Origin of the sequence: Microlunatus parietis (assembly GCF_013407955.1) — a bacterium.
GTDB lineage: Bacteria > Actinomycetota > Actinomycetes > Propionibacteriales > Propionibacteriaceae > Microlunatus > Microlunatus parietis.
Genome location: NZ_JACCBU010000001.1, coordinates 2,810,934 through 2,829,987 on the forward strand (window position 1 = coordinate 2,810,934; position 19,054 = coordinate 2,829,987).

20 protein-coding genes and 1 pseudogene are annotated in these 19,054 nt (G+C 70.5%); 6 read left to right on the forward strand and 15 right to left on the reverse strand.

What is annotated here, in order from left to right; genetic code table 11:
• Window position 1 precedes the first annotated feature (1 nt).
• The 3 genes from BKA15_RS13445 to BKA15_RS13455 form a co-directional block, all read right to left on the reverse strand.
• On the reverse strand, window positions 2-361 hold the full coding sequence (locus BKA15_RS13445) for an NADH-quinone oxidoreductase subunit A (RefSeq protein WP_179751509.1): 360 nt from the start codon (window positions 359-361) through the stop codon (window positions 2-4).
• A 268-nt stretch (window positions 362-629) separates the two neighbouring features.
• Entirely contained in the window at window positions 630-1,514 is an 885-nt protein-coding gene (gene mobA, locus BKA15_RS13450) for a molybdenum cofactor guanylyltransferase (protein ID WP_179751510.1), read from the reverse strand.
• On the reverse strand, window positions 1,514-2,791 hold the full coding sequence (locus tag BKA15_RS13455; RefSeq protein WP_312879008.1) for an isochorismate synthase: 1,278 nt from the start codon (window positions 2,789-2,791) through the stop codon (window positions 1,514-1,516). Before BKA15_RS13455 ends, mobA begins: the two co-directional genes overlap by 1 nt.
• A gap of 300 nt (window positions 2,792-3,091) precedes the next feature.
• Between BKA15_RS13455 and BKA15_RS13460 the strand changes: the two genes are divergently transcribed.
• Entirely contained in the window at window positions 3,092-3,682 is a 591-nt protein-coding gene (locus BKA15_RS13460; RefSeq protein WP_179751513.1) for a hypothetical protein, read from the forward strand.
• 19 nt (window positions 3,683-3,701) lie between these two features.
• Here BKA15_RS13460 and BKA15_RS36355 read toward each other — a convergent pair whose 3' ends face one another.
• The 3 genes and pseudogenes from BKA15_RS36355 to BKA15_RS13470 form a co-directional block, all read right to left on the reverse strand.
• Window positions 3,702-4,091 carry a nucleotidyltransferase domain-containing protein gene (locus BKA15_RS36355; protein ID WP_218871291.1) on the reverse strand — a complete coding sequence of 130 codons (390 nt, stop codon included), beginning with the start codon at window positions 4,089-4,091 and terminating at the stop codon, window positions 3,702-3,704.
• A gap of 19 nt (window positions 4,092-4,110) precedes the next feature.
• A pseudogene (locus tag BKA15_RS37270) lies at window positions 4,111-4,704 on the reverse strand (DNA polymerase beta superfamily protein); the annotation flags it as partial.
• Window positions 4,607-5,380, reverse strand: a complete 774-nt coding sequence (locus BKA15_RS13470; RefSeq protein ID WP_179751515.1) for a DUF4097 family beta strand repeat-containing protein — start codon at window positions 5,378-5,380, stop codon at window positions 4,607-4,609. The gene BKA15_RS13470 and the pseudogene BKA15_RS37270, both read right to left, overlap by 98 nt.
• A gap of 200 nt (window positions 5,381-5,580) precedes the next feature.
• On the opposite strand from BKA15_RS13470, the gene BKA15_RS13475 reads away from it, so the two are divergent.
• On the forward strand, window positions 5,581-6,534 hold the full coding sequence (locus BKA15_RS13475; RefSeq protein ID WP_179751517.1) for a phosphotransferase family protein: 954 nt from the start codon (window positions 5,581-5,583) through the stop codon (window positions 6,532-6,534).
• Here BKA15_RS13475 and BKA15_RS13480 read toward each other — a convergent pair.
• On the reverse strand, window positions 6,528-7,301 hold the full coding sequence (locus BKA15_RS13480; RefSeq protein ID WP_179751519.1) for a cell division FtsX domain-containing protein: 774 nt from the start codon (window positions 7,299-7,301) through the stop codon (window positions 6,528-6,530). The genes BKA15_RS13475 and BKA15_RS13480 overlap by 7 nt on opposite strands.
• 214 nt (window positions 7,302-7,515) lie before the next feature.
• On the opposite strand from BKA15_RS13480, the gene BKA15_RS13485 reads away from it, so the two are divergent.
• Together BKA15_RS13485 and BKA15_RS13490 are read left to right on the forward strand one after the other, a co-directional pair.
• A complete protein-coding gene (locus BKA15_RS13485; RefSeq protein WP_179751521.1) occupies window positions 7,516-8,124 on the forward strand; it encodes a ClpP family protease in 609 nt (202 codons plus the stop codon).
• A 2-nt stretch (window positions 8,125-8,126) separates the two neighbouring features.
• The gene (locus tag BKA15_RS13490; RefSeq protein WP_179758447.1) at window positions 8,127-8,738 is read left to right on the forward strand and encodes a ClpP family protease; all 612 of its coding nucleotides are present in this window, start codon (window positions 8,127-8,129) and stop codon (window positions 8,736-8,738) included.
• On the opposite strand, the gene BKA15_RS13495 is transcribed toward BKA15_RS13490, so the two are convergent.
• The 6 genes from BKA15_RS13495 to BKA15_RS13520 form a co-directional block, all read right to left on the reverse strand.
• Window positions 8,735-9,160 carry a helix-turn-helix domain-containing protein gene (locus BKA15_RS13495; RefSeq protein WP_179751523.1) on the reverse strand — a complete coding sequence of 142 codons (426 nt, stop codon included), beginning with the start codon at window positions 9,158-9,160 and terminating at the stop codon, window positions 8,735-8,737. The two genes, BKA15_RS13490 and BKA15_RS13495, sit on opposite strands and share 4 nt — an antisense overlap.
• A gap of 58 nt (window positions 9,161-9,218) precedes the next feature.
• Window positions 9,219-9,731 (reverse strand): hypothetical protein, encoded by a 513-nt coding sequence (locus tag BKA15_RS13500; RefSeq protein ID WP_179751525.1) that lies wholly within the window; start codon window positions 9,729-9,731, stop codon window positions 9,219-9,221.
• Between the two features lie 31 nt (window positions 9,732-9,762).
• The gene (locus tag BKA15_RS13505; protein WP_179751527.1) at window positions 9,763-9,984 is read right to left on the reverse strand and encodes a hypothetical protein; all 222 of its coding nucleotides are present in this window, start codon (window positions 9,982-9,984) and stop codon (window positions 9,763-9,765) included.
• Between the two features lie 204 nt (window positions 9,985-10,188).
• Window positions 10,189-10,722, reverse strand: a complete 534-nt coding sequence (locus BKA15_RS13510) for a DUF6886 family protein (protein WP_179751529.1) — start codon at window positions 10,720-10,722, stop codon at window positions 10,189-10,191.
• 77 nt (window positions 10,723-10,799) lie between these two features.
• A complete protein-coding gene (locus BKA15_RS13515) occupies window positions 10,800-12,443 on the reverse strand; it encodes a DUF6297 family protein (RefSeq protein WP_179751530.1) in 1,644 nt (547 codons plus the stop codon).
• Window positions 12,440-13,084: an ABC transporter ATP-binding protein gene (locus BKA15_RS13520; protein ID WP_179751532.1), complete on the reverse strand. Its 645-nt coding sequence runs from the start codon at window positions 13,082-13,084 to the stop codon at window positions 12,440-12,442. The genes BKA15_RS13515 and BKA15_RS13520 overlap by 4 nt, the downstream gene beginning before the upstream one ends.
• A gap of 100 nt (window positions 13,085-13,184) precedes the next feature.
• Between BKA15_RS13520 and BKA15_RS13525 the strand changes: the two genes are divergently transcribed.
• Together BKA15_RS13525 and BKA15_RS13530 are read left to right on the forward strand one after the other, a co-directional pair.
• Window positions 13,185-13,886 carry a demethylmenaquinone methyltransferase gene (locus BKA15_RS13525; RefSeq protein ID WP_179751534.1) on the forward strand — a complete coding sequence of 234 codons (702 nt, stop codon included), beginning with the start codon at window positions 13,185-13,187 and terminating at the stop codon, window positions 13,884-13,886.
• An 11-nt stretch (window positions 13,887-13,897) separates the two neighbouring features.
• Window positions 13,898-15,652 carry a TM0106 family RecB-like putative nuclease gene (locus tag BKA15_RS13530; RefSeq protein ID WP_179751536.1) on the forward strand — a complete coding sequence of 585 codons (1,755 nt, stop codon included), beginning with the start codon at window positions 13,898-13,900 and terminating at the stop codon, window positions 15,650-15,652.
• Window positions 15,653-16,374: 722 nt separating this feature from the next.
• Here BKA15_RS13530 and menD read toward each other — a convergent pair.
• Both menD and BKA15_RS13540 read right to left on the reverse strand, forming a co-directional pair.
• The gene (gene menD, locus BKA15_RS13535) at window positions 16,375-18,003 is read right to left on the reverse strand and encodes a 2-succinyl-5-enolpyruvyl-6-hydroxy-3-cyclohexene-1-carboxylic-acid synthase (RefSeq protein ID WP_179751538.1); all 1,629 of its coding nucleotides are present in this window, start codon (window positions 18,001-18,003) and stop codon (window positions 16,375-16,377) included.
• A complete protein-coding gene (locus tag BKA15_RS13540; protein WP_312879011.1) occupies window positions 18,000-18,959 on the reverse strand; it encodes an o-succinylbenzoate synthase in 960 nt (319 codons plus the stop codon). Before BKA15_RS13540 ends, menD begins: the two co-directional genes overlap by 4 nt.
• Window positions 18,960-19,054: the final 95 nt, after the last annotated feature.

Here is a 19,054-nt window from a genome sequence, read left to right on the forward strand (position 1 = left end):
GTCAGTCCCACTCCAATCCGCCACGGCGGAGCACGTAGATGTACGCGACGAAGACGGTCACGATGAACAGGACCATCTCGACCAGCGCGAACGTGCCCATCTGATCGAACGAGACCGCCCACGGGTAGAGGAAGACGATCTCGATGTCGAAGACGATGAACAGCATCGCGGTGATGTAGTACTTGACGGGGAACCGGCCGCCGCCGATCGGCTGCGGGGTCGGCTCGATGCCGCACTCGTACGAGTCGTACTTGGCCCGGTTGTACCGCCCGGGACCGACGATCATGGTGGTCAGGATCGTCAGGCCGACGAACGCCGCGGCGATCGCCAGCATCATGACGATGCCCACGTACGGACTCACCACTGACCTGCCCTCCTCGTAACGTGCGCCGGACACGCGGCGCGATCAGGGCGCGCCGCAAGCACGACGCCGGACAGGGTGGGACCCATTTCCGCTCCTGCTTGGTCTTGTTACCTGGCGCGCGCCGGCACCACGGCATTCGGGGTCTTGAGTTAGTGAAAACAATCACTAGCTCGGCGTCAGTCTACGACTCCTGATTCTGGCCCGCCACTTGACCCACCCTGGTGTCCGCCACGCCGGATTCCCAACCCTGTAAGGAAGATCCGCTTCATTTACGCATGCCGAACCTTGCGTAAATGAGCTCGAGGTCGTCCGGAACGGGCCCGGGACCGATCTCGACGTGGAGGGCGGCCGAGCGATGCGGCGGCGGTACGGGAAGCGTCCGCGTGAAGCGACCCTCGGCTTCCTCGGCCTCCTCGGCGTCCGCGGTCGGCCGCTCGTCACCGGCCAGTTCGACGGCGTCGGCCAGCGCGTCCACCTGATCACGATCGGGGCCGACCAAGATCACGGCAGCGGGTGCGCGCTCCTTGATCAGGTCTCGCACGGCCCGGACCGCGGCGCCGTCGCGCAGGGCCCAGGCGCGGTGCTGGCGTTCGGTGTCGATGTCCCAGGTCGCGGCCCGGTCGAGCTCGTGGCGGGGCAGGTCGAGGGGTGCGACCAGGCGACGGGCGGACCGGCCGGCGGCACCGTCCGGCCCGGCCTCCCGGACCAGGTGCTCGGCGGCGGGGCGCCGCAACGCGAGTTGGAGCGGCTGTTCCCGGCCGGACCGGTCGACCGCGAGCAGGCCGGGCGCGTCGGGGCGTCTGACCAGTTCCGCCGCCAGGGCTTCCGCGGCCGTACCGGCGGCGGGCGCGTCGCCGGGCAGTACCAAGATCAACTCCGCCGTCGTGTCCAGAGCCGCGCGGAGCCCGGTGATCATCGCGGCCGCCGGGCCGCCGTCCGGATGATCATCGGCGACGAACCGAATGCGCACTGGGCTTGTCGAAGTGCCAGGCCGGACCGGGCCGACGATGATCACTTCACGCTCGGTGTGCAGTCCGGCGATCGCCCACTCCAGCAGCGGTCGGCCGTCGACCTCGGCGGCCAGCTTGTCGCTGCCGTACCGGCGCGACAGGCCACCGGCCAGCACCACCGCGACGGCACTCATGATCATCAACCGGCGAGCGCGTCCCGCATCGGCACCAGTTTGGCGTTGGACTCGGCCAGTTCCGCCTCGGGATCGGAGCCGGCGACGATGCCGCAGCCGGCGTAGAGCCGGATCTGCCGCGGGTCGGTGTCGTCGATCTGCCCGCAGCGCAGCGCGATCCCCCACTCGCCGTCGCCGCGGGCGTCGATCCAGCCGACCGGCCCGGCGTAGCGGCCGCGGTCCATCTTCTCCAGCTCGGCGATCGTGGTCCGGGCCAGGTCGGTCGGGGTGCCGCAGACCGCGGCGCTCGGGTGCAGGGCCGCGGCGAGGCCGAGTGCCGTGGTGCCGGGGTCGAGCGCGGCGGTGACGTCGGTGGCCAGGTGCAGCACGTTGGGCAGTTCCAGCACGTACGGCGCGTCGGGCACGTTCATCCCGGAGCAGTACGGCGCCAGGGCCGCGGCCACCGAGCGGACCGCGTACTCGTGCTCCTCCAGGTCCTTGCTGGACCCGGACAGCGCGGCGGCCAGCGCAAGATCATGATCGTCGCGGCCGGTCCGGCGGATCGTCCCGGCCAGCACCCGCGAGGTGACCAGGCCGGCCTCGGAACGGACCAGCATCTCCGGCGTCGCGCCGACCAGCCCGTCCACCAGGTAGGTCCAGCAGCGCCGGTAGGTCCCGGACAGTTGCCGGACCAGCCAGCGCGGGTCAAGATCGCGGTCGGCCACGGCCAGCAGGTTGCGGGCCAGCACCACCTTGTCCAGCCCGTTCGCGTTGATCCGGCGGACCGCCTCGGCGACGGCGCCCTCCCATTGCGGCCCGCTCAGCGCGCCGTCGGCGTAACTGACCGTGCGCGGCGCCTCCGGTGCCGAGTCCGGCTCGGCGGCCGGCGGGGCCGACCTGGTCAGCGGCGGGGTCAGGGCCTGTTTGGTCGGGTCGGAGATCTCGGTGATCCAGCTGCGGCCGCCGCGGTGCCCGTACACCACCTCGGGGACGATCAGGATCGACTGCGAGTCCGTGTTGTCGGGGTCGAAGACGAAGCTGCCGAACGCCACCAGCCCGGAGCCGGACGGCGGATCGTCCAGGTCGGACTCGATCTCGGCGGCTTCGACCAGGTCGGCCCACCAGCGCTCGGCGTCGGCGAACGAGCTCGCCTTGTAGCGAGCCACCTCGCCGCAGCCGATCAGGCCGGAGCCGTCCCTGATCCACGCGACGCCCTCGCGCCGCGGTAGCCGTTCCGCAAGATCCCCGAGGTCGGCGGCCTCTCGGGTCCGGACCCGGAGCGCCGGCCGCTGCACAGCATCCACACCGCTCAGCGTATGCCGAGTGCCGGCGAACCTCCCCACGCCCGGACCCGCGGCAGGCCCGGCTGACCGTCCGGGTGTGACCAAGATGACGGCGTTGTGGGCTCGTACGCAGGATTGCGTAGCCCGGAGCCGCGCCCCGGCGGACGCGCCGGGCCCTGTCTCGGAGTGACGATGCGGGTGTCGAAGGAGGACCCATGGACACGCTCGTCGCCACCACCCTCGCCGCGGTGCCGCGGATCTGGATCACCGCGCGGCCGCTGGAACGGACCGACCTCGCTGCGGAAGGCGGCGAACTTCGGGTTGTCCTTCGGCCTGACGCTGACGTCGGTCGCCTGGGCGAGCTCGTTCCTCCGGTTGTCGGCGGCCGTGCGCGGCGTCGTGCTGTCGATCTTCGCCGTGGTCTGCGTGATCGAGACCACGTTGATCACACTGCAGGCGCACCGCGGCGTGCCGTCGCATGTCAACTTCGAGACCCCGTTCGACACGGCCGTGTCGATGACGCTGGCCGGCGGTGGGCTGGTGATCATCGTCGTAGGACTGATCCTGGCCGGCGCGGCCCTGCGACGGACGGCCGAGCTGGCGCCGGAACTGCGCCTGGCCCTGCGGTTCGGCTTCGTCACACTGCTCGTCGCGTTCGGCACCGGGGCGATCATGATCGCGACCGGTGTCACCCTGGTCCGGTCGGGCGACCCGGCAGCGGCGTACGCGACCGCGGGGTTTCTCAAGCCGCTGCACGCCGTTTCGATGCACGCGATTCTGGTGCTCCCCGGGATCGCCTGGCTGCTCGGCTCCACCGGCTGGCCGCCGAGGCGGCGACTCATGATCATCCGGTACGCCGCCGTCGGCTATCTGGTCCTGCTGGCCGGAGCCGTGATCATTTCCCTTGCGTGACCAGCACCGCCCCCGCCTGTCAATCCCGCCACTCCTGCTGGTAGGCCGCGATCAACCAGCTGTCGATCCAGGCTCGGTCCGGTTCGTCGGGAAGTCGATCATGGTCGAGTTCGGTGATCAGATCCGCGCGCAGCTCGTTGATCACCCGCAGCGTCTCGGCCAGCGGCACGTCGCCGGAGCGGATCGCCCGGAGCAGGGTCCGGTGTGGTTCCGGGATCGGCAGCGTGATCCGGCCGGTCCGGGCGAACTCGAGGCCCTGCACGCCGAGCCGGGCCGCGTGCATGGCGAACTTCGTGTCGTAGCCGTGCTCGGCGATCAACTCGGGTCGGTTGGTGTGCCGGGACCGGGTGCCGTTCATCGCGCCGAGCTGGCTCTCCAGGTAGCCGAGGAATCGCCGGATCGACCGCAAGCTGCGCGAACCGGTGCGCGTTGGCCCGGACCTCCTCGGCGATCGGCGAGCCGACCACGATCTCGTTCTCGGGTACGAAGATCGGCAGCAGGACGGTCGGGTTGCCGTCGGCGGCGAGTCGGGCCCACTTGCGTAGCGAGTAGACGAGCACGTCGAGATCACCGGCGCCGGACCGGTTGCGCAGGCCGCCGGGACGGTCCCAGGCGGTGTGCCGCTCGAACTGGTCGAACGGCCACGTGCCGCCGCCCGGCGTGGTGATCCGGGCCAGGCCGATCACGTACTCCTGCGGCTCGATGCAGAAGCCCATCTCGTCCCGGTCGTCCTGTCCGCTGATCGACGTACCGTGGACGCCGGATCCGACCTGGACCAGCAGCTTCAGGCCGTTCTGGGCGATCCGGCAGGCGGCTTCGGAGGCATGCCGGTGCCGCGGGTAGGCCGACGGCAGCTGGTGCATGATCATTCCTCCTCGGGACGGGCTTCGATGGTGACACGCCCTGGCGCCGCCGGCGAGTGGATTACCGGGGTTCGATGCGGAGCCGGCCGTTGGACACGGCCGCGGTGATCTTGCGCTCGGCATCACCCCGTTTGGCGATCTTGATGGTGGACCTGGCATCCCGCAGGTCGGTCTTGATCTTGTAGCCGGAGTCGGGCACCCGGATCGTCGTGTTGCCGTCGGTGGTCCGGGTCTCGATCGTGGCGGGCGGCTCGTCGAACTCCAGGATCACGTAACCGTGGTCGGCCTTCGCCGTGACCTGGTCCGAGGTGAGCCGTTCGGCACGCAGACTGCCGTCCCGGGTGGCCAGCACGACCGGGCCGGACACCTGGTCGAGGTTGAGGTTGCCGTCGGTCACCTTGATGTCGAGCGCCGCCGTGAAGCCGTTCGCGACCACGCTGCCGGTCTCGGCGGTGATCTTGACCGGGACGTTCGACGGCACCTCGACCCGGTGCCGGAGCCGGCATTCGATCACCACGCCGGAGCAGACGCCGCCGAGCTGGATCGTGTCGTCGCCGATCTTGGACCAGTCGGCGCGAGCGGTACCGGCGGTCTTCTCCGCCTCGAACCAGCGGGTCACCGTGACGGTGCGCTGCGGGCCTTCGGCGGGCGCCACCGGGACGACCTCGAGCTCGCCGAAGTCGGAGTCGATCACGATCCGGTCGCCGGTCAGTTCATAGGTCGCCACCTCCGGCGTACCGTCGCCGACCTTGGTGACGGCGCACGAGGCGCCGGCCAGGGCGACCATGATCACGGCGAGCAGGGCGCCGGCCCGGGCGGGGGTGAAGGAAGTCATGACCGGGAGGCTATGAAGATCAACAGCGGTTGCACATGCGGAATGGCCCTGGCCATCGCCCCCACGCTCCCCGTACCCCCACCGTCCGACCGGCCTACGACCGAACTCGGACAGCGCGGAAGTCCCCGCCGCGTCTGGTGCCCTCCGGTTTCCACGAAACTCGGTCGCCCGACCGCCGATGCCGGGGCACACTGACCGGCATGGTTCCACCAACCCCGATCCCCGTCGGAGCGACTGCCCTGCGCCCGGTCTGGACCGACCTGCCCGGCCAGGTCCGGGCCGAGATCGAGACGCTCGCCGGCGGCACCGTGATCGAGGCACGATCGCAGGGAAGCGGCTTCACGCCGGGCTTCGCGTCCCGGTTGGTGCTGGCCGACGGCCGCCGGTTGTTCGTGAAGGCGGCCGGCTCGGCGTACCCGTGGATGATCGAGGCCTACCAGGCCGAGGTGGCCAAGCTGCGCCTGCTGCCGGCCGCTGTCCCGGCACCGTCGGTGATCTTCGACCGCCGGTTCCAGGTCGACGGCGAGGACTGGCTGATCGCCGGCTTCGTCGACATCGACGGCCGGCCGCCGCTACGGCCCTGGCGAGAGGACGAGGCGGCGGCCGTACTGCGGTGCGCCACCGAGCTCGGCCGGGCCCTGACGCCGCCGCCGACCGGAGCCGACTGGCTCGGCCTGGAGGTGGAGTTCGCGCGGAATGCCGACGACTGGGCGATGATCGCCGAGCAGGACCTGCTGCCGGCCGATCTCATCGAGCCTGGCGCCGAGCTGGCCCGTGACTTCCTGGCCCGGCTGCCGAGGACCACGCTGGTGCACTGCGACCTGCGCGACGACAACGTGATCATCGGCAGCGACGGCCGGGTCAACGTCTGCGATTGGAACTTCCCCGTCCTCGGCCCGATCTGGACCGACACCGTCACGCTGGCGATCTCCATGCACGGCGACGGCCTGAATGCCGAACGGCTGCTGGCCGAGACCGGCGCGATCGACGATGATGCCCTGGTCGACGGCTTCCTCGCCATGCTGCTCGGCTACTTCACCATCGCCGGCAGCCGACCGGAGGTGGACAACTCGCCGTACCTGAGGGCGCACCAGCGCTGGTACGCCGACGCCACCGCGGACTGGCTGCGGCGGCGGGTGCTGCGGACCTACTGACCGAGACCGGCCTTGTCGACCCGCCGGTGGAAGCGCATGCCGGCCAGTCCGCCGAGCACGGCGCCGAGCAAGCTGACCAGAACAACGGCGACCGCGGCGACGACGCCGCCGGTCGTCAGTGTGCCTTCGTTGATCGGCAGTCGCGGGAAGCCGCCGAGCCGGGCCAGGACGTCGAACTGGTTGCCGGCGACCAGGCCGAGGAGCGCCACGGCGACGGCCATGATGATCGCCCAGAGCCAGACGCCGACGCCCTGGGTGATGCCGTTGAACCGCGCCATCCGGCCCGCGACATAGCCGCCGCAGTAGTAGCCGATCAAGATCACCACCAGGAGGGCAATCCCGCCGACCAGACCGATGGTGCCGGAGTACTGCGCGACGTTGGTGGCGTCGACGCCCTGGCTCAGCCCGATGGCGGTGCCGGCAGCACTGACCAGTGAGGCGAGCAGCACGACGGTGCCGGTGGCGGTGAGCCAGCCGAAGAAGCACGACCCGAACTTCATTCCGCCGAAGCGTTCCTTCTCCCGGTCCACCACGCTGCGGCGGTCGGTATCGAAACGCTCGGCCTCCTCGGGTGCGATCGGATGCTCCTGGTCCTGATCATGGTCAGCGAGAGGTCCGGTGCGATCGTCATCGGTCGGCTCGTCCATGGCCCGGCTGGGCCGTGGCTCGTCGCCGACCGGCCGATCAGGTCCGGCTCCGGCCGGCCGATCAGGTCCGGCTCCGGCCGGCGTGGCATCTCGGTTCGGTGGGTTCCCAGCGATACTCATGGTCCATCCCCCTGTCTCAAAACGCCCAGTACCTGCCTTCTACCCACGACGAGCGTCCGCCAAACCCCGTCACGGGCACCCACGGACCCGTACCTCTGACTCCAGGGCCCGGCGAAGGCGGAGCCCGACCCGGGCTCTGCCCTCAGCTAAACGATCTTGGTCCAGGCCCTGGCGTCGGTCATGGTTGAGCACACCACGAGAAGCAGGAGTGATCATGACCGCAACCCAGACCGAACGGCCGCAGCTGTTCGGCGACCATCTCAACGCCCGGCTGCTGGAGCAGCGGATCATCGTGCTCGGCGTCGAGGTCGACGACGCGATCGCGAACCAGATCTGTGCCCAGCTGCTGCTCCTGTCGGCGCAGGACCCGCGGCGCGACATCACCATCTACATCAACTCGCCGGGTGGATCGGTCAGCGCCGGCCTGGCAATGTACGACACGATCCAGATGATCCCGAACGACGTCAGCACGCTGGCGATGGGACTGGCCGGCAGCATGGCGCAGATCCTGCTGTGCACCGGCACCAAGGGGAAGCGGTACGCGCTGCCGCACGCGCAGATCCTGATGCATCAGGGATCGGCCGGGTTCGGCGGTACGGCAGCGGACATCGAGATCTACGCCCGGCAGCTGGACCGGACCTCGCAGGTGGTCAATCAGTTGATCTCCGAGCACACCGGGCAACCGGTCAGCAAGATCATCGAGGACAGCCAGCGGGACCGCTGGTTCAGCGCCGAGGAGGCGCTAGCGTACGGCATGATCGACAAGATCATCCACCGCGTCGAGGACGTACGGCCGGCGGCGGCCGGGAAGGTCGGTTTGTGATCATGGGGCAATACACGATTCCCACGGTGGTGGAGCGGACGCCGACCGGCGAGCGCGCGTTCGACATCTACTCCCGGCTGCTCAACGAGCGGATCATCTTCCTCGGCACGGAGATCGACGACGGCGTGGCGAACGTGATCATCGCGCAGTTGCTGCACCTGGACTCCGAGAGCGCCGGCCTCGACATCAACCTGCACATCAATTCACCGGGCGGCTCGTACACCGCGATGATGGCGATCTACGACACCATGCAGTTTGTCCGGTCCGACGTGGCCACGTTCTGCATGGGCCAGGCCGGTGCCGCGGCCGCGGTCCTGCTGACGGCCGGGACGCACGGCAAGCGGGCCGTGCTGCGGCACAGCAAGGTGCTGCTGCAACAGCCGTCCGGCGGTGCCCGGGGGACCCTGCCCGACCTTGCCGTGCAGGCCAAGGAGATGGCCAAGCTGCGCGAGGAGATCGAGGAGGTGATGGCCGAGCACACCGGGCACTCGGCGGACAAGATCAGGATCGACAGCGACCGGGACCGGGTGTTCGGTGCCGAGGAGGCGGTCGCGTACGGCCTCGCCGATCAGGTGGTGACCACCCGGAAGGTGCTCGAGCCCGCCTACGCCTAGGCGGCGAGGCAGGTGATGTCGCCGCGGCCGGACTGGCGCGGGGCGAGCGGTCGCGCGATCTCCAGCGGCCGCTCGTCCGTCGCCGGCAGTTCACGCAGCCGACGGCGGTCCCGCCGCTTCCGGCTGCCGATCGGGACGACCACCCGCGAGGTCCGCAGCTCGACCAGTTCCCGGCCCACCATCGCGACCAGGTCCACCAGTTCGATCCGGAGTGCGTCGCAGACCGCACCGAGCACCTCCGACGAGGGCTCCTTGCGGCCGCGCTCGATCTCGGAGAGGTACGGCACCGAGACGCCGGCCGCCTCGGCCACGTCGGCCAGCGTGCGGCCCTGTCGCTGCCGGGTCCGGCGCAGCGCGGCACCGATCAGCGACCGCAGCAACGGGTCCTTCGCCTTCGGCTGATCGATCTCGTCGGCACGCATGCGCCCAAACTAACCCGGCCCGAGAAGCGCGGTCGCCATGGTTCGCTGCCGGCTGAACTCAACCGGCCGACGGCCGCTCGCGCTGCTCGGCCGACTCGGCCGCTTCCGCCTGCTTCGCCGAGCGTTGCCCGAATCGGCGCAGCACCGGCCATTCCAGCCGGGTGTAGCCCGACGAGTGCACCGCGACGGCGAGCACCATGCTGCCGAGCACCACGATGCCGGCGATCGAGGACATGTTCCAGAACGCGGTGACGATGCCCGTACCGGAAGCGAGCATGGCCAGGGCTCGGGCCACGTTGACCGTCTTCGAGCTGGCCAGCCGGCCCCGGAACGTCTCCTGCTGGTTGATCATGACCAGCGCCGCCAGCAACGGGATCGCGAACGCGAACGCGATCACACAGGCCAGTTCCAACGGCTCGAGCGGAGCGACGGTCAGGAACGGCTGCACCAGCACCAACGCGACGGCGATCATGCCGCCGTAGATCACGTTGTTCTGGCGGATCCACTCGCGTACCTGGCCCGGCTGGCGGCGCAGCCAGTCGGCCGGGTCCTGCTCGGCGTCGTCGGTCACGGCCAGACTCTATCGACGCCGGCCGGTGGGTTCAGGGCGTGAGGATCCAGAGCTGCTCGCACGGCAACGGCGCCAGGCCCTGGCCGGCTTGATCGTCAATGGTCACCCGCACGCCCGGGAAGCGGCTCCCGACCGCCTGGGCGTACTGCTCTGCGGCCGACGGGTCAGCTCGATAGGTCCTGAGGACGTGCGGGCCGAACCATAGCTGAACCCGGTGCTCAGCCGGCTCCACGGTGTCCGACGGGAGCCTCATGGCAGGCTCCGCGAAGAGAGTGGGACAACAACGATGATCACTGGATCCTCCCCGATGTCCGGTCTCCAGCCGCCGGACGTGAACAATTCAGTCCAACCAACGATTCATCCGTGTTGATTATGTGCAGCGGCGTCTTCAGGCCATCGGAAGCATTGGTGCCGAACGAGACCAAGATCAGCGCAGTGTTCCCTCAAGACCGTGTGCTCAAGACCTGGCGTTGCGCAGCCGGATCCCACTGAAGCCGAGCGTGCTGGTGATCACCGCGGACCAGAAGTCCTGCAGCCGCGGCAGCACCCGGAGCTGGATCCCGGCCCGCTCGTGCAACGCGAACAGGTCGCCCACCGGCTCCGCCGGACCGAGCGGTACGACCTCGGACTCGGTCACCACGGCCGGCGGCTCGTCGGTCTCGTCGACCGGGTGGAAGCCGGCGGGGTCGAAGCGATAGACGTACAGCTCGACGGTCCGGATCGACTCCAGCCAGCCGAACTCGACCGCGTGCACCCGGCTCCCGCCGCCCGGCCCGATGATCTTGGCCACGTCGTCGGGGTCGCTGTCCGGACGCGCCCAGGCCATCGCCCGCGGGCACTGCCGCGGGAACCAGTAGTTGTGCGCTCGGTCCGCGGTCACGGCCCAGACGTACGCGCCGTTGACCTGCGCGGTCCTGGCGACGTGCGGCGCGAACCGGGTGATCGTCGGGTCCTCGGAGAAGTGGTAAACGGCATCCTCGGTGAACTCCACGCCCGGCAGCCTAGGCCGAGTTGATCAACGACACGCCCGTCGCCCGGCCCGCCTAAGAACCGGTTCCGGCGTGTCGCTCAGCGCTTGCGCTGCTTCTGCTGTGCCGCAGCCGCTTCCCGCCGCTTCTTCTGCTCGTCCAGCATCCGCTGCTGCTCCTGCTGTTGCTGCCGCAACTGATCGGCATCCACCGAGATCAACAGGAACAGGGCCACGATGCCGGCGATCGCGATCGACCAGAACGGTGAGCCGCCGAGCAGCATCGGGAACGTCACCAGGACGCAGATGTCGAAGCCGGCGATGATCTTGGTGGTCAGCCCGGGCGGGAACGCGCCGGCCTGGGTGGCGACCATCGGGGCTGCGAAGTTGACCGGCTTGGACTGGGTCCAGCGCACCGCGCCGAGCAGGCCGGCCGCTCCGGTCGCCAGCGCCATCAGGAACGCGTCGAAGATCGACCGCTGCTCGGAACCCTCGCCGAAGCCGACGAACGCGGCGGTGATCGCCAGCACCCAGACCAGCGCGACGCCGGCCGGGATCGCGATCGTGGCGAGTTTGATCTTGCTCGTCGGGTACGGCAGACAGCGAGCCAGCCCGCCGGTCCGGGTCAGCACCCGCAGGCCGCCGAGCAGCGGGATCAGCGCCGCGAACAGGGCGAGGGCGCCGATCACCGGGGCGATCCGGCTCAGCCCCAGGGCGTCCGCCGCGTACGGGATCGCGATCGTCGCCAGCACCACGAGCAGCGGCTGCGGGAACCGCCAGAGCCGCTGCCATTCCCGCCAGGTCAGCGCCTGCAGCCCGATCCCCTTGCCCCGCTTCGGTTTCACATGGCCGATCTCGACCGCGCGCTGCTCCACCACGATGTCGCGGACCAGGCCGACGTCGAGGGCGAAGAACGCACCGGAGATGCCGCCGGCCAGCGCCCCGCCGCTGGTCAGCCGCGACCGCCGGATCTGGCGCAGCCGGGCGACCGCGAAGACGAGGCTGATCACGAAGATCAACAGCCCGGCGGCCAGCACCGCCAGGGCGAGCTCCGTCGAGCGGTCCGGGCCGAGGTCGATCGAGAGCCAGTTGGCGGCGACCGCGATCACGCCGCCCAGGGCGACGACGCCGACCCAGGCGAACAGGTAGGCCAGCAGTCGCACCGGCAGCCGTCGTTCGACGCCCTGCTCGGCTGCCGCGAACGTCACCGCGGCGGTCGCGGAGACCCCGGTCGCCGCGGCCCAGGCGAGCACCGCCGGCAGCCCGGAACCGGTCAGCGCGGCGACCAGCGCACCGACCGCGGCGCCGCCGATGAAGGCGATCACCAGGGCCGAGACGAGCCGTGAGGTCAGCAGTCGCCGCCGGTCCACCGGCGCGTCGAGCAGCCAGAACCCTTCCGCGGCCGACGCCAGCACCGGACCGAACAGCCGGCTCGCGGTCAGTGCCACGGCGACCGACAGCGCCAGCGAGCCCCACGGCAGCACGGCCCGCGCGGACAGACAGGAAGCACTGGCGCACTGGGCGACCACCTGCTGCGCGCTGATGATCACATTGACGATCATGGCGCCGACCATGACCAGCCCGAGGATGGCGATGTAGGCGTCGTGCAGCGCCTCGCCCAGCTTCTTGGTGGCCCGGCCGGTCCGCCAGTCCTTGATCATCAACTTCAGCTCGCGCGCGGACGCGGGCTGCAGGTCGGGCATCTGGTACGGGGTGAAGTCCTCGGCGCCTTCGGTGGAGCTCATCGGCGATTGATCCCCAGCTCGACCACCCGGGTCGCCACGGTCTCCACCAGCGACGGCTCGTGGCTGGCGAACACGATCGCCAACCCCTTCTTGCGTTCGTTCTTCAGCCGTTCGGCCAGCCACTTCACGCCCTCGGTGTCCAGCCGCTGCTCCGGCTCGTCCATGATCAACAGCTTGCGAGGCCGTACGAAAGCGGTGGCCAGAGCCAGCCGCCGTCGCTGACCGGAGGACAGGGTGCCGGGCAGCTGACCGGACTGCGGCACCAGCTGCACCTCCTCCAGCACCTCGTCGACCACCGACTCGGTGTCCTCGATGCCGTGCGCCCGCGCCAGCAGGTCCAGGTGCTCGACCACGCTCAAGTCCGGGAAGAAGTCCAGGTCGTCGATCACGGTCGCGACGTCGCGGCGGATCTGCGGCGACGTCTCCGACATCGGGTTACCGTCCACCTCGATCGTGCCTTCGTCCGGCTTGTCGGCGCCGACCAGGCAGCGCAGCAGGGTCGACTTGCCCGAGCCGTTCCGCCCGGTCAGCGCGACCGCCTCGCCACCGTGCACCTCGATGCTGAACTTGTCCAGGATCGTGTTCGGGCCGTAGGCACGTTTCAGCCCGGAGACCTTGAGCACGGTGGGTCGCTTCGCCATGGCGACGATTCTGGCGCACTCACGGCGGATCGCCCGCCCGACCCCCTGACCAGGGTCGGGGTCGGGAAGGAATGTCGGACCGGGATGGCAGGCTGGGGTCATGTCCGAGCACCCAGCCCGCGCGACCCTCGCCAAACGGCGCGCCGACGTCTCCGCCATGTTCGACCGGGTCGCCGACCGGTACGACCTGGTCAACGGCATCATCTCGCTCGGTCGTGATCGGGACTGGCGGAAGGCTGTCGTCGAGGCGGTCCGGCCGCGGCCCGGCATGCGGATCCTCGACCTGGCCGCCGGCACCGGCACGTCCAGCCAGACGTTCGCCGACGAAGGCGCGACGGTGTTCCCGACCGACCTCTCGCTGGGGATGCTCACCGTCGGCAAGCAGCGGCTGCCCGGCCTCGGTTTTGTGGCCGGGGATGCCCTGCAGCTGCCGTACGTTGACGACGCCTTCGACGCGGTCACCATCTCGTTCGGCCTGCGCAACGTCGAGCACACCGAGGCGGCGCTGGTCGAGCTGCGCCGGGTCACCCGCCCGGGCGGCCGGCTGGTCATCTGCGAGTTCTCCACGCCGACCATCGGGTGGTTCCGCTTCATCTATCGCAACTACCTGCTGGCGGCGCTGCCCACGATGGCCGACCTGTTCGCCAGCAACCCGGTCGCCTACCGCTATCTCGCCGAGTCGATCTTGGACTGGCCGGACCAGCCGCGGCTGGCGGAGCTGATCGAGAAGGCCGGCTGGTCTGGGGTCGAGTGGCGCAACCTCAGCAGCGGGATCGTCGCGCTGCACCGGGCGACGGCCTGAGGAGCGTCGTCATGAGCGACGTCATGCTCGGGTCGTACGCGGCGCGCAGCTGTGCGGTGAAGACGCACAACGCGTTCGACCGGACTGTCCAGCATCTCGGGGCGGAGCCGGATGACTCGCTGGCCGAGCTGTTCGACGGCGGGCTGACGTACCAGAGCGAGGTGCTGGACCGGCTGCTGCACGCCTGTGCCGAGCCGGTGCTGGACCTGCGCGAGCTGGCCGATCACCCGGGTGAGATCAGGACCGGCGCCTGCGCCGAGGCGGTCGCGGCCGGGTTGCCGGTGATCATGGGGCCGACCCTGCCGCCGGACCGGGTGGGCCGCCGGCTGGGCAATCCGGACCTGCTGGTCCGCGGCGCCGACCGGGCCGACGGCCGACCCGGCTATCACCCGGTCGAGGTGAAGTGGCACAAGATCATCGAGCGGCTGCGGCAGCGGGAGGAGCCGGTCGCCGAGCTGCCGTACACGGAATTGACCAAGCCCGGCCCGCAGCACCGGACCATGATCAGCGGGTACGGAGCTCGGGTCGCCAGCCGGGAAGCCGACTTCCTGCAACTGGCGCACTACTGGCGGATGCTGGAGCAGCTCGGCTGGGCGGCCGACGAGCCGACCGTCGCGGTGATCGGCACCGATGATCATCCGGAACGGGCCGGCGAGGGGCCGGTGCTGACCTGGCTCCGGCTGGACCGGCCGACCGTGCGGACCTTCTCCCGCAGCCAGCCGGAGGGCTGGCGGCTGCGCACCCTGCTGGAGCGGTACGACCACGAGTTCGAGTTCCGGCTCGCCGTGGCCGACACCGCGGACCGGCGCCGCGGCGAGCCGGACGATCCCGAGCCGTTGGTGGTGCCGATCGTGGTCGACGAGTGCGCCCGGTGCCAGTGGTGGGATCACTGCCGGCCGCAACTGCACGAGGAGGACGTCAGCCTCCGGGTGGACAAGGGCCGGCTCGACGTACGCGAGATCGCCACCCTGCGGCGGAACGGGATCTTCACGATCACCGACCTCGTCGGCTCCGACCTCGAGGCGCTGCTGGAGCGCTATCTGCCCGAGGTGCAGCACCGGACCGGCGCCGAGACCCGGCTCCGAACAGCCGCACGGCGGGCCCGGATGATCGTCAAGGGCATCCCGCTGGAACGAGTCACCGAGGGCCCGATCGACCTGCCGCCGGCCGCGCTGGAGATCGACTTCGACATCGAGACCACCGCCGCCGGCCTGGTCTACCTGTGGGGCTTCTTGATCAACGACGGCGGCCAAGCTCACTACCGGGCATTCTCGACGTTCACCAATCTTGATCATGACGCCGAGCACGCGCTCGCCGTCGAGGCCCTCGGCTGGCTCCATGATCAAATCGAGCGCGCCGGGTCCACCCTGATCTACCACTACAGCGGCTTCGAGCTCGCCGCGATCGAGCGCCTGGCCAAGGGCACCGACGACCCTACGCTGCTCTGGGCCCGCGGCCTGGCCCGGTCCAAGCCGGAGCAGGTGCACGAGGAGCGGATCGGTTTCGTCGACCTGCTCGACGTGGTCAAGGAGCACTACTTCGGCGCCGACGGCCTCGGCCTCAAGGTCGTCGCCCGCGCCGGCGCCGGCTTCGCCTGGCGCGACGAGGACCCCGGCGGCCTCAACTCCCAACTCTGGTTCGCCGAGGCCGTGTCCGGCGAGACCGCCGACCAGCGGAACGCCGCCCGGCAGCGGGTCCTCGACTACAACGAGGACGATGTCCGAGCCACTGCCGCCGTGCGCTCCTGGCTCCGCGCCCAACCCTGACCCGCCGGAGCGCGCCGGTCCACGCTGCGTCCCTCGCATCCGCGACCGTTCCTCCGATGCGCGACCGTTGCAGCGGTCGCGGATGCGAGGAACGGTCGCGGATTGAAGGCGCGCGGATTCGGTCACGCAGCGGGATGACGGGAGGCTGACGGCGGAGCTCGTGGACGCGGTGCAGTTGCCGGACTCCGGTCCACCCACCCGAGCCAACGCGGCCTGCGACGCCAGTGCCCCACCGCTCCTGTATCTGCTGCTGGTCGACGCCGCAAGACTCGGCCCTCACCTGCGGGTCCCGGTCGGCTGGTGCGGTGAGCCGAGGTCACCCGGTCCGTGCAGGCTGTGGAATGGCACTCGGTCGGGAGCGATGAGGTGACGCGGCGTCCTTGAGCCCGGCCCTTCCCGCCACCGACCGGCTGGCGGCAGGCTGGCGGCAGGCTGAAGAGTGAGGAAGGTTTCGGCCGGGCCCTCGACCGCCTGGAAATGCCGCTTCGACGAGTAGCGTCGCGCGGCGGCGTGGGCACCCCATGGCTCGTGGCCGCGACCGTTCCACTCATCCGCGACCGGAGCAACAGTCGCGGAGGGGAGCAATGGTCGCGGACAGGCGGAGCGGGGCCGGAGTGGCACTCCGCGACCCACCCGCCCCTCACCGACACGTCACCTCTGCAGCGACACGCCGCAAAATCGGCTGCTTTTGTGACCGGTCGGCGGGTACATGGGGTGGGGGGTCAGAGGTTCGCGGTGAGTTGCTGCAGCTGGGAGTTCAGGGTTCGGCGGTGGCGGCGGTCGATGGTGGCTTCGACGACCTCGATGCCGAGCGGGGGTTCGGCGAGGACGTCGGCCAGTTCCTCCTCGCGGGCGACTCGGTGGAAGTGGGCGCCGAGGCCGCCGGCGAGGCGTTCCAGGTCGACGGCGTGGGCGGTGCCGAAGATGCGCTCGAAGGCTCGGAGGTGGGACGGGGCGCCGTACTCGAGGGTGGCGAAGATGCTGCCGCCGTTGTCGTTCGCGACGATCACGCGCAGGTCGGGGCGGGGCTCGTCGGGGCCGACGATCAGTCCGCTCAGGTCGTGCAGGAAGGTCAGGTCGCCGAGCAGCGCGTGGGTGGGGCGGCCGGTGGCCAGGGCGATCCCGGCGGCGGTCGAGGCCGAGCCGTCGATGCCGGCCAGCCCGCGGTTCGCGTACGTGACCGGCGGCTCGGCCGAGATCGGAGCAAGATCAAGATCGCGGACCGGGTTCGATGAACCGGTGAACAGGGTGTCCTGGCCGCCGAGCGCGCCCCAGACCGTTCGGGCCAGTCCCGGCCCGGTGAAGTCGGGGTCGTCGGCCAGCCGGCGCTCGACCAGGGCGGCCAGTCGATGATCATGGTCCCGCCACCGCTCCAGCCAGGCCGGGTCGCCCGGCTCCGGCGCCACGGCCGGAACCACCCGCGTCACGCCGACGCCGGCGTCGTCCCACCGCGCGTACGGCGTCACGCCGATGATCTCCACGTCGTCCCGGGCCAGCAGCCGGCTCACCGGCCGGGACAGGGTCGGGTGGCCGATCACGATGACGCGCTCGATCTCGTCGGCCAGTTCGGTGGTCAGCAGCAGCCGGTAGAGCGCGATCGCCGCGGCGCCGCGGCGGGCGTTGCTGGACGGCTCGGCGAGCAGCGGCAGCCGGGAACGCTCGGCCAGCTCGGCCACCGCAGCCCCGTTCTCCGGGTCGGTGTCGCCGGCGATGATCACGGTCTGGGGACCCGCCGGCAACGACACGGGTTCGGCGGCCCGGGCCGGCGATTCGATGATCACCGGCGGCCGGGTGTTGATCGCGACCGGCGTGGGCGTCAACGGGTCGCTGAACGCGATGTTGAGGTGCACCGGCCCCGGTTCCGCGGTTCGCTCGCCGGTCGCCGCGACGACCAGCCGGGCCGTGTGGAACTGCCAGTGCCGTACATCGCCGCGATGATCATCGAACTGCGCCGACGCCACCACATGATCATCAAACAGGCTGCGCTGGTCGGTGGTCTGATTAGACCCGGTGCCGACCAGGAACGCCGGCCGGTCCGCCGTGATCATGATCAACGGAATCCGGCTGTGCCACGCCTCCAGCACCGCCGGATGCAGGTTCGCCACCGCAGTGCCTGACGTCGTGATCACCGCTACCGGCTCGCGGCTCGCCTTGGCCAGGCCGAGCGCGGTGAAGGCGGCGCTGCGTTCATCGGTCCGGATGTGCAGCCGCACCAGGTCGATCCGGTCCGCCTCGAAGATCTCGTACGCCAGCGGAGCACTCCGCGAGCCGGGCGCCACGACGATCTCCCGTACGCCGCGCGAGATCAACTCCTCGATCACCGTACGCGCGCACTGGGTGGCATCGGTCATCGCGAACCCTTCCGGTCCAGCAGCCGCGTCTGCATGAGCCGAGCCTGCCAGAACTGGTGCTCCTCCGGCGCGGCGGCCAGCCGGTCCAGGCGATCAAGCTCGGGCGCGAGCTCGGTGACCGGCAACCAACCGCGGTCGGCCACCAGCGACTCCAGCACAAGATCATCGCCGAGCAGCGGCACGGTGTTCAGCCCGCAGGCGTACGGCAGCTCGGGCAGCGCCGCCGCCAAGGCCACCCCGGCCCGGATCCCGATCGACGTCTCCAGGGCGCTGGACACCACCACCGGCAACCCGATCCGCTCCGCGATCCGCAGCGCCGCCCGGACTCCGCCGAGCGGCTGCACCTTGAGCACCGCGATGTCGGCCGCCCCCAGTTCGGCCACCCGGTACGGATCCTCGGCCCGCCGGATCGACTCGTCGGCGGCGATCAGGATCCCCGTCCCGCGCAAGGACCGGCGCAACTCGGCCAACTCCTCGACGGTCCGGCACGGCTGCTCCGCGTACTCCAACCCGAACCGGTCCAACTCCCGCAGCGCCCGTGACGCGGCCGCCACGGACCAGCCGCCGTTGGCATCGACCCGGATCCGGCCGCCCGGCCCGAGCGCGTCCCGTACCGCCTCGACGCGGGCCAGGTCGTCGGCCAGGGTCTGGCCCGCCTCGGCCACCTTCACCTTCGCGGTACGGCAGCCAGACCCGGCCGCGATCTCCCGGGCCCGGTCCGGCCCGACCGCCGGCACCGTCGCATTGACCTCGATCCGGTCCCGCACCGGTTTCGGCCAACCGACGTCAGCGGCCTCGTCCGCGGCCCGCAGCCAGGGCACCAACTCGGCGCCGCCATAGTCGAGGAACGGGCTCCACTCGGCCCACCCGGCCGGCCCCCGCCAGACCATCCCGTACCGGGTGTCGATGCCGCGGAACCGGACCCTCATCGGGATGCGATAGGTGATCGGCTGCACCGGACCAGTCTCGCCGGTGCTGGTCGGCCAGCTGCGCCAACCCGTTCGCAACTGTTCGACCAGGCTTCCGCCGGAGCGTCTCGCGCGCGTCGCCG

What these genes read in the sequence shown, in the direction of transcription:
- menD (WP_179751538.1), bottom strand. Translation starts at nt 18,003, where the DNA reads ATGACCGATGCCACCCAGTGCGCGCGTACGGTGATCGAGGAGTTGATC.
- BKA15_RS13530 (WP_179751536.1), top strand. Translation starts at nt 13,898, where the DNA reads ATGAGCGACGTCATGCTCGGGTCGTACGCGGCGCGCAGCTGTGCGGTG.
- BKA15_RS13495 (WP_179751523.1), bottom strand. Translation starts at nt 9,160, where the DNA reads ATGCGTGCCGACGAGATCGATCAGCCGAAGGCGAAGGACCCGTTGCTG.
- BKA15_RS13470 (WP_179751515.1), bottom strand. Translation starts at nt 5,380, where the DNA reads ATGACTTCCTTCACCCCCGCCCGGGCCGGCGCCCTGCTCGCCGTGATC.
- mobA (WP_179751510.1), bottom strand. Translation starts at nt 1,514, where the DNA reads ATGATCATGAGTGCCGTCGCGGTGGTGCTGGCCGGTGGCCTGTCGCGC.
- BKA15_RS13515 (WP_179751530.1), bottom strand. Translation starts at nt 12,443, where the DNA reads ATGAGCTCCACCGAAGGCGCCGAGGACTTCACCCCGTACCAGATGCCC.
- BKA15_RS13485 (WP_179751521.1), top strand. Translation starts at nt 7,516, where the DNA reads ATGACCGCAACCCAGACCGAACGGCCGCAGCTGTTCGGCGACCATCTC.
- BKA15_RS13520 (WP_179751532.1), bottom strand. Translation starts at nt 13,084, where the DNA reads ATGGCGAAGCGACCCACCGTGCTCAAGGTCTCCGGGCTGAAACGTGCC.
- BKA15_RS13475 (WP_179751517.1), top strand. Translation starts at nt 5,581, where the DNA reads ATGGTTCCACCAACCCCGATCCCCGTCGGAGCGACTGCCCTGCGCCCG.
- BKA15_RS13505 (WP_179751527.1), bottom strand. Translation starts at nt 9,984, where the DNA reads ATGAGGCTCCCGTCGGACACCGTGGAGCCGGCTGAGCACCGGGTTCAG.
- BKA15_RS13480 (WP_179751519.1), bottom strand. Translation starts at nt 7,301, where the DNA reads ATGAGTATCGCTGGGAACCCACCGAACCGAGATGCCACGCCGGCCGGA.
- BKA15_RS13525 (WP_179751534.1), top strand. Translation starts at nt 13,185, where the DNA reads ATGTCCGAGCACCCAGCCCGCGCGACCCTCGCCAAACGGCGCGCCGAC.
- BKA15_RS13490 (WP_179758447.1), top strand. Translation starts at nt 8,127, where the DNA reads ATGGGGCAATACACGATTCCCACGGTGGTGGAGCGGACGCCGACCGGC.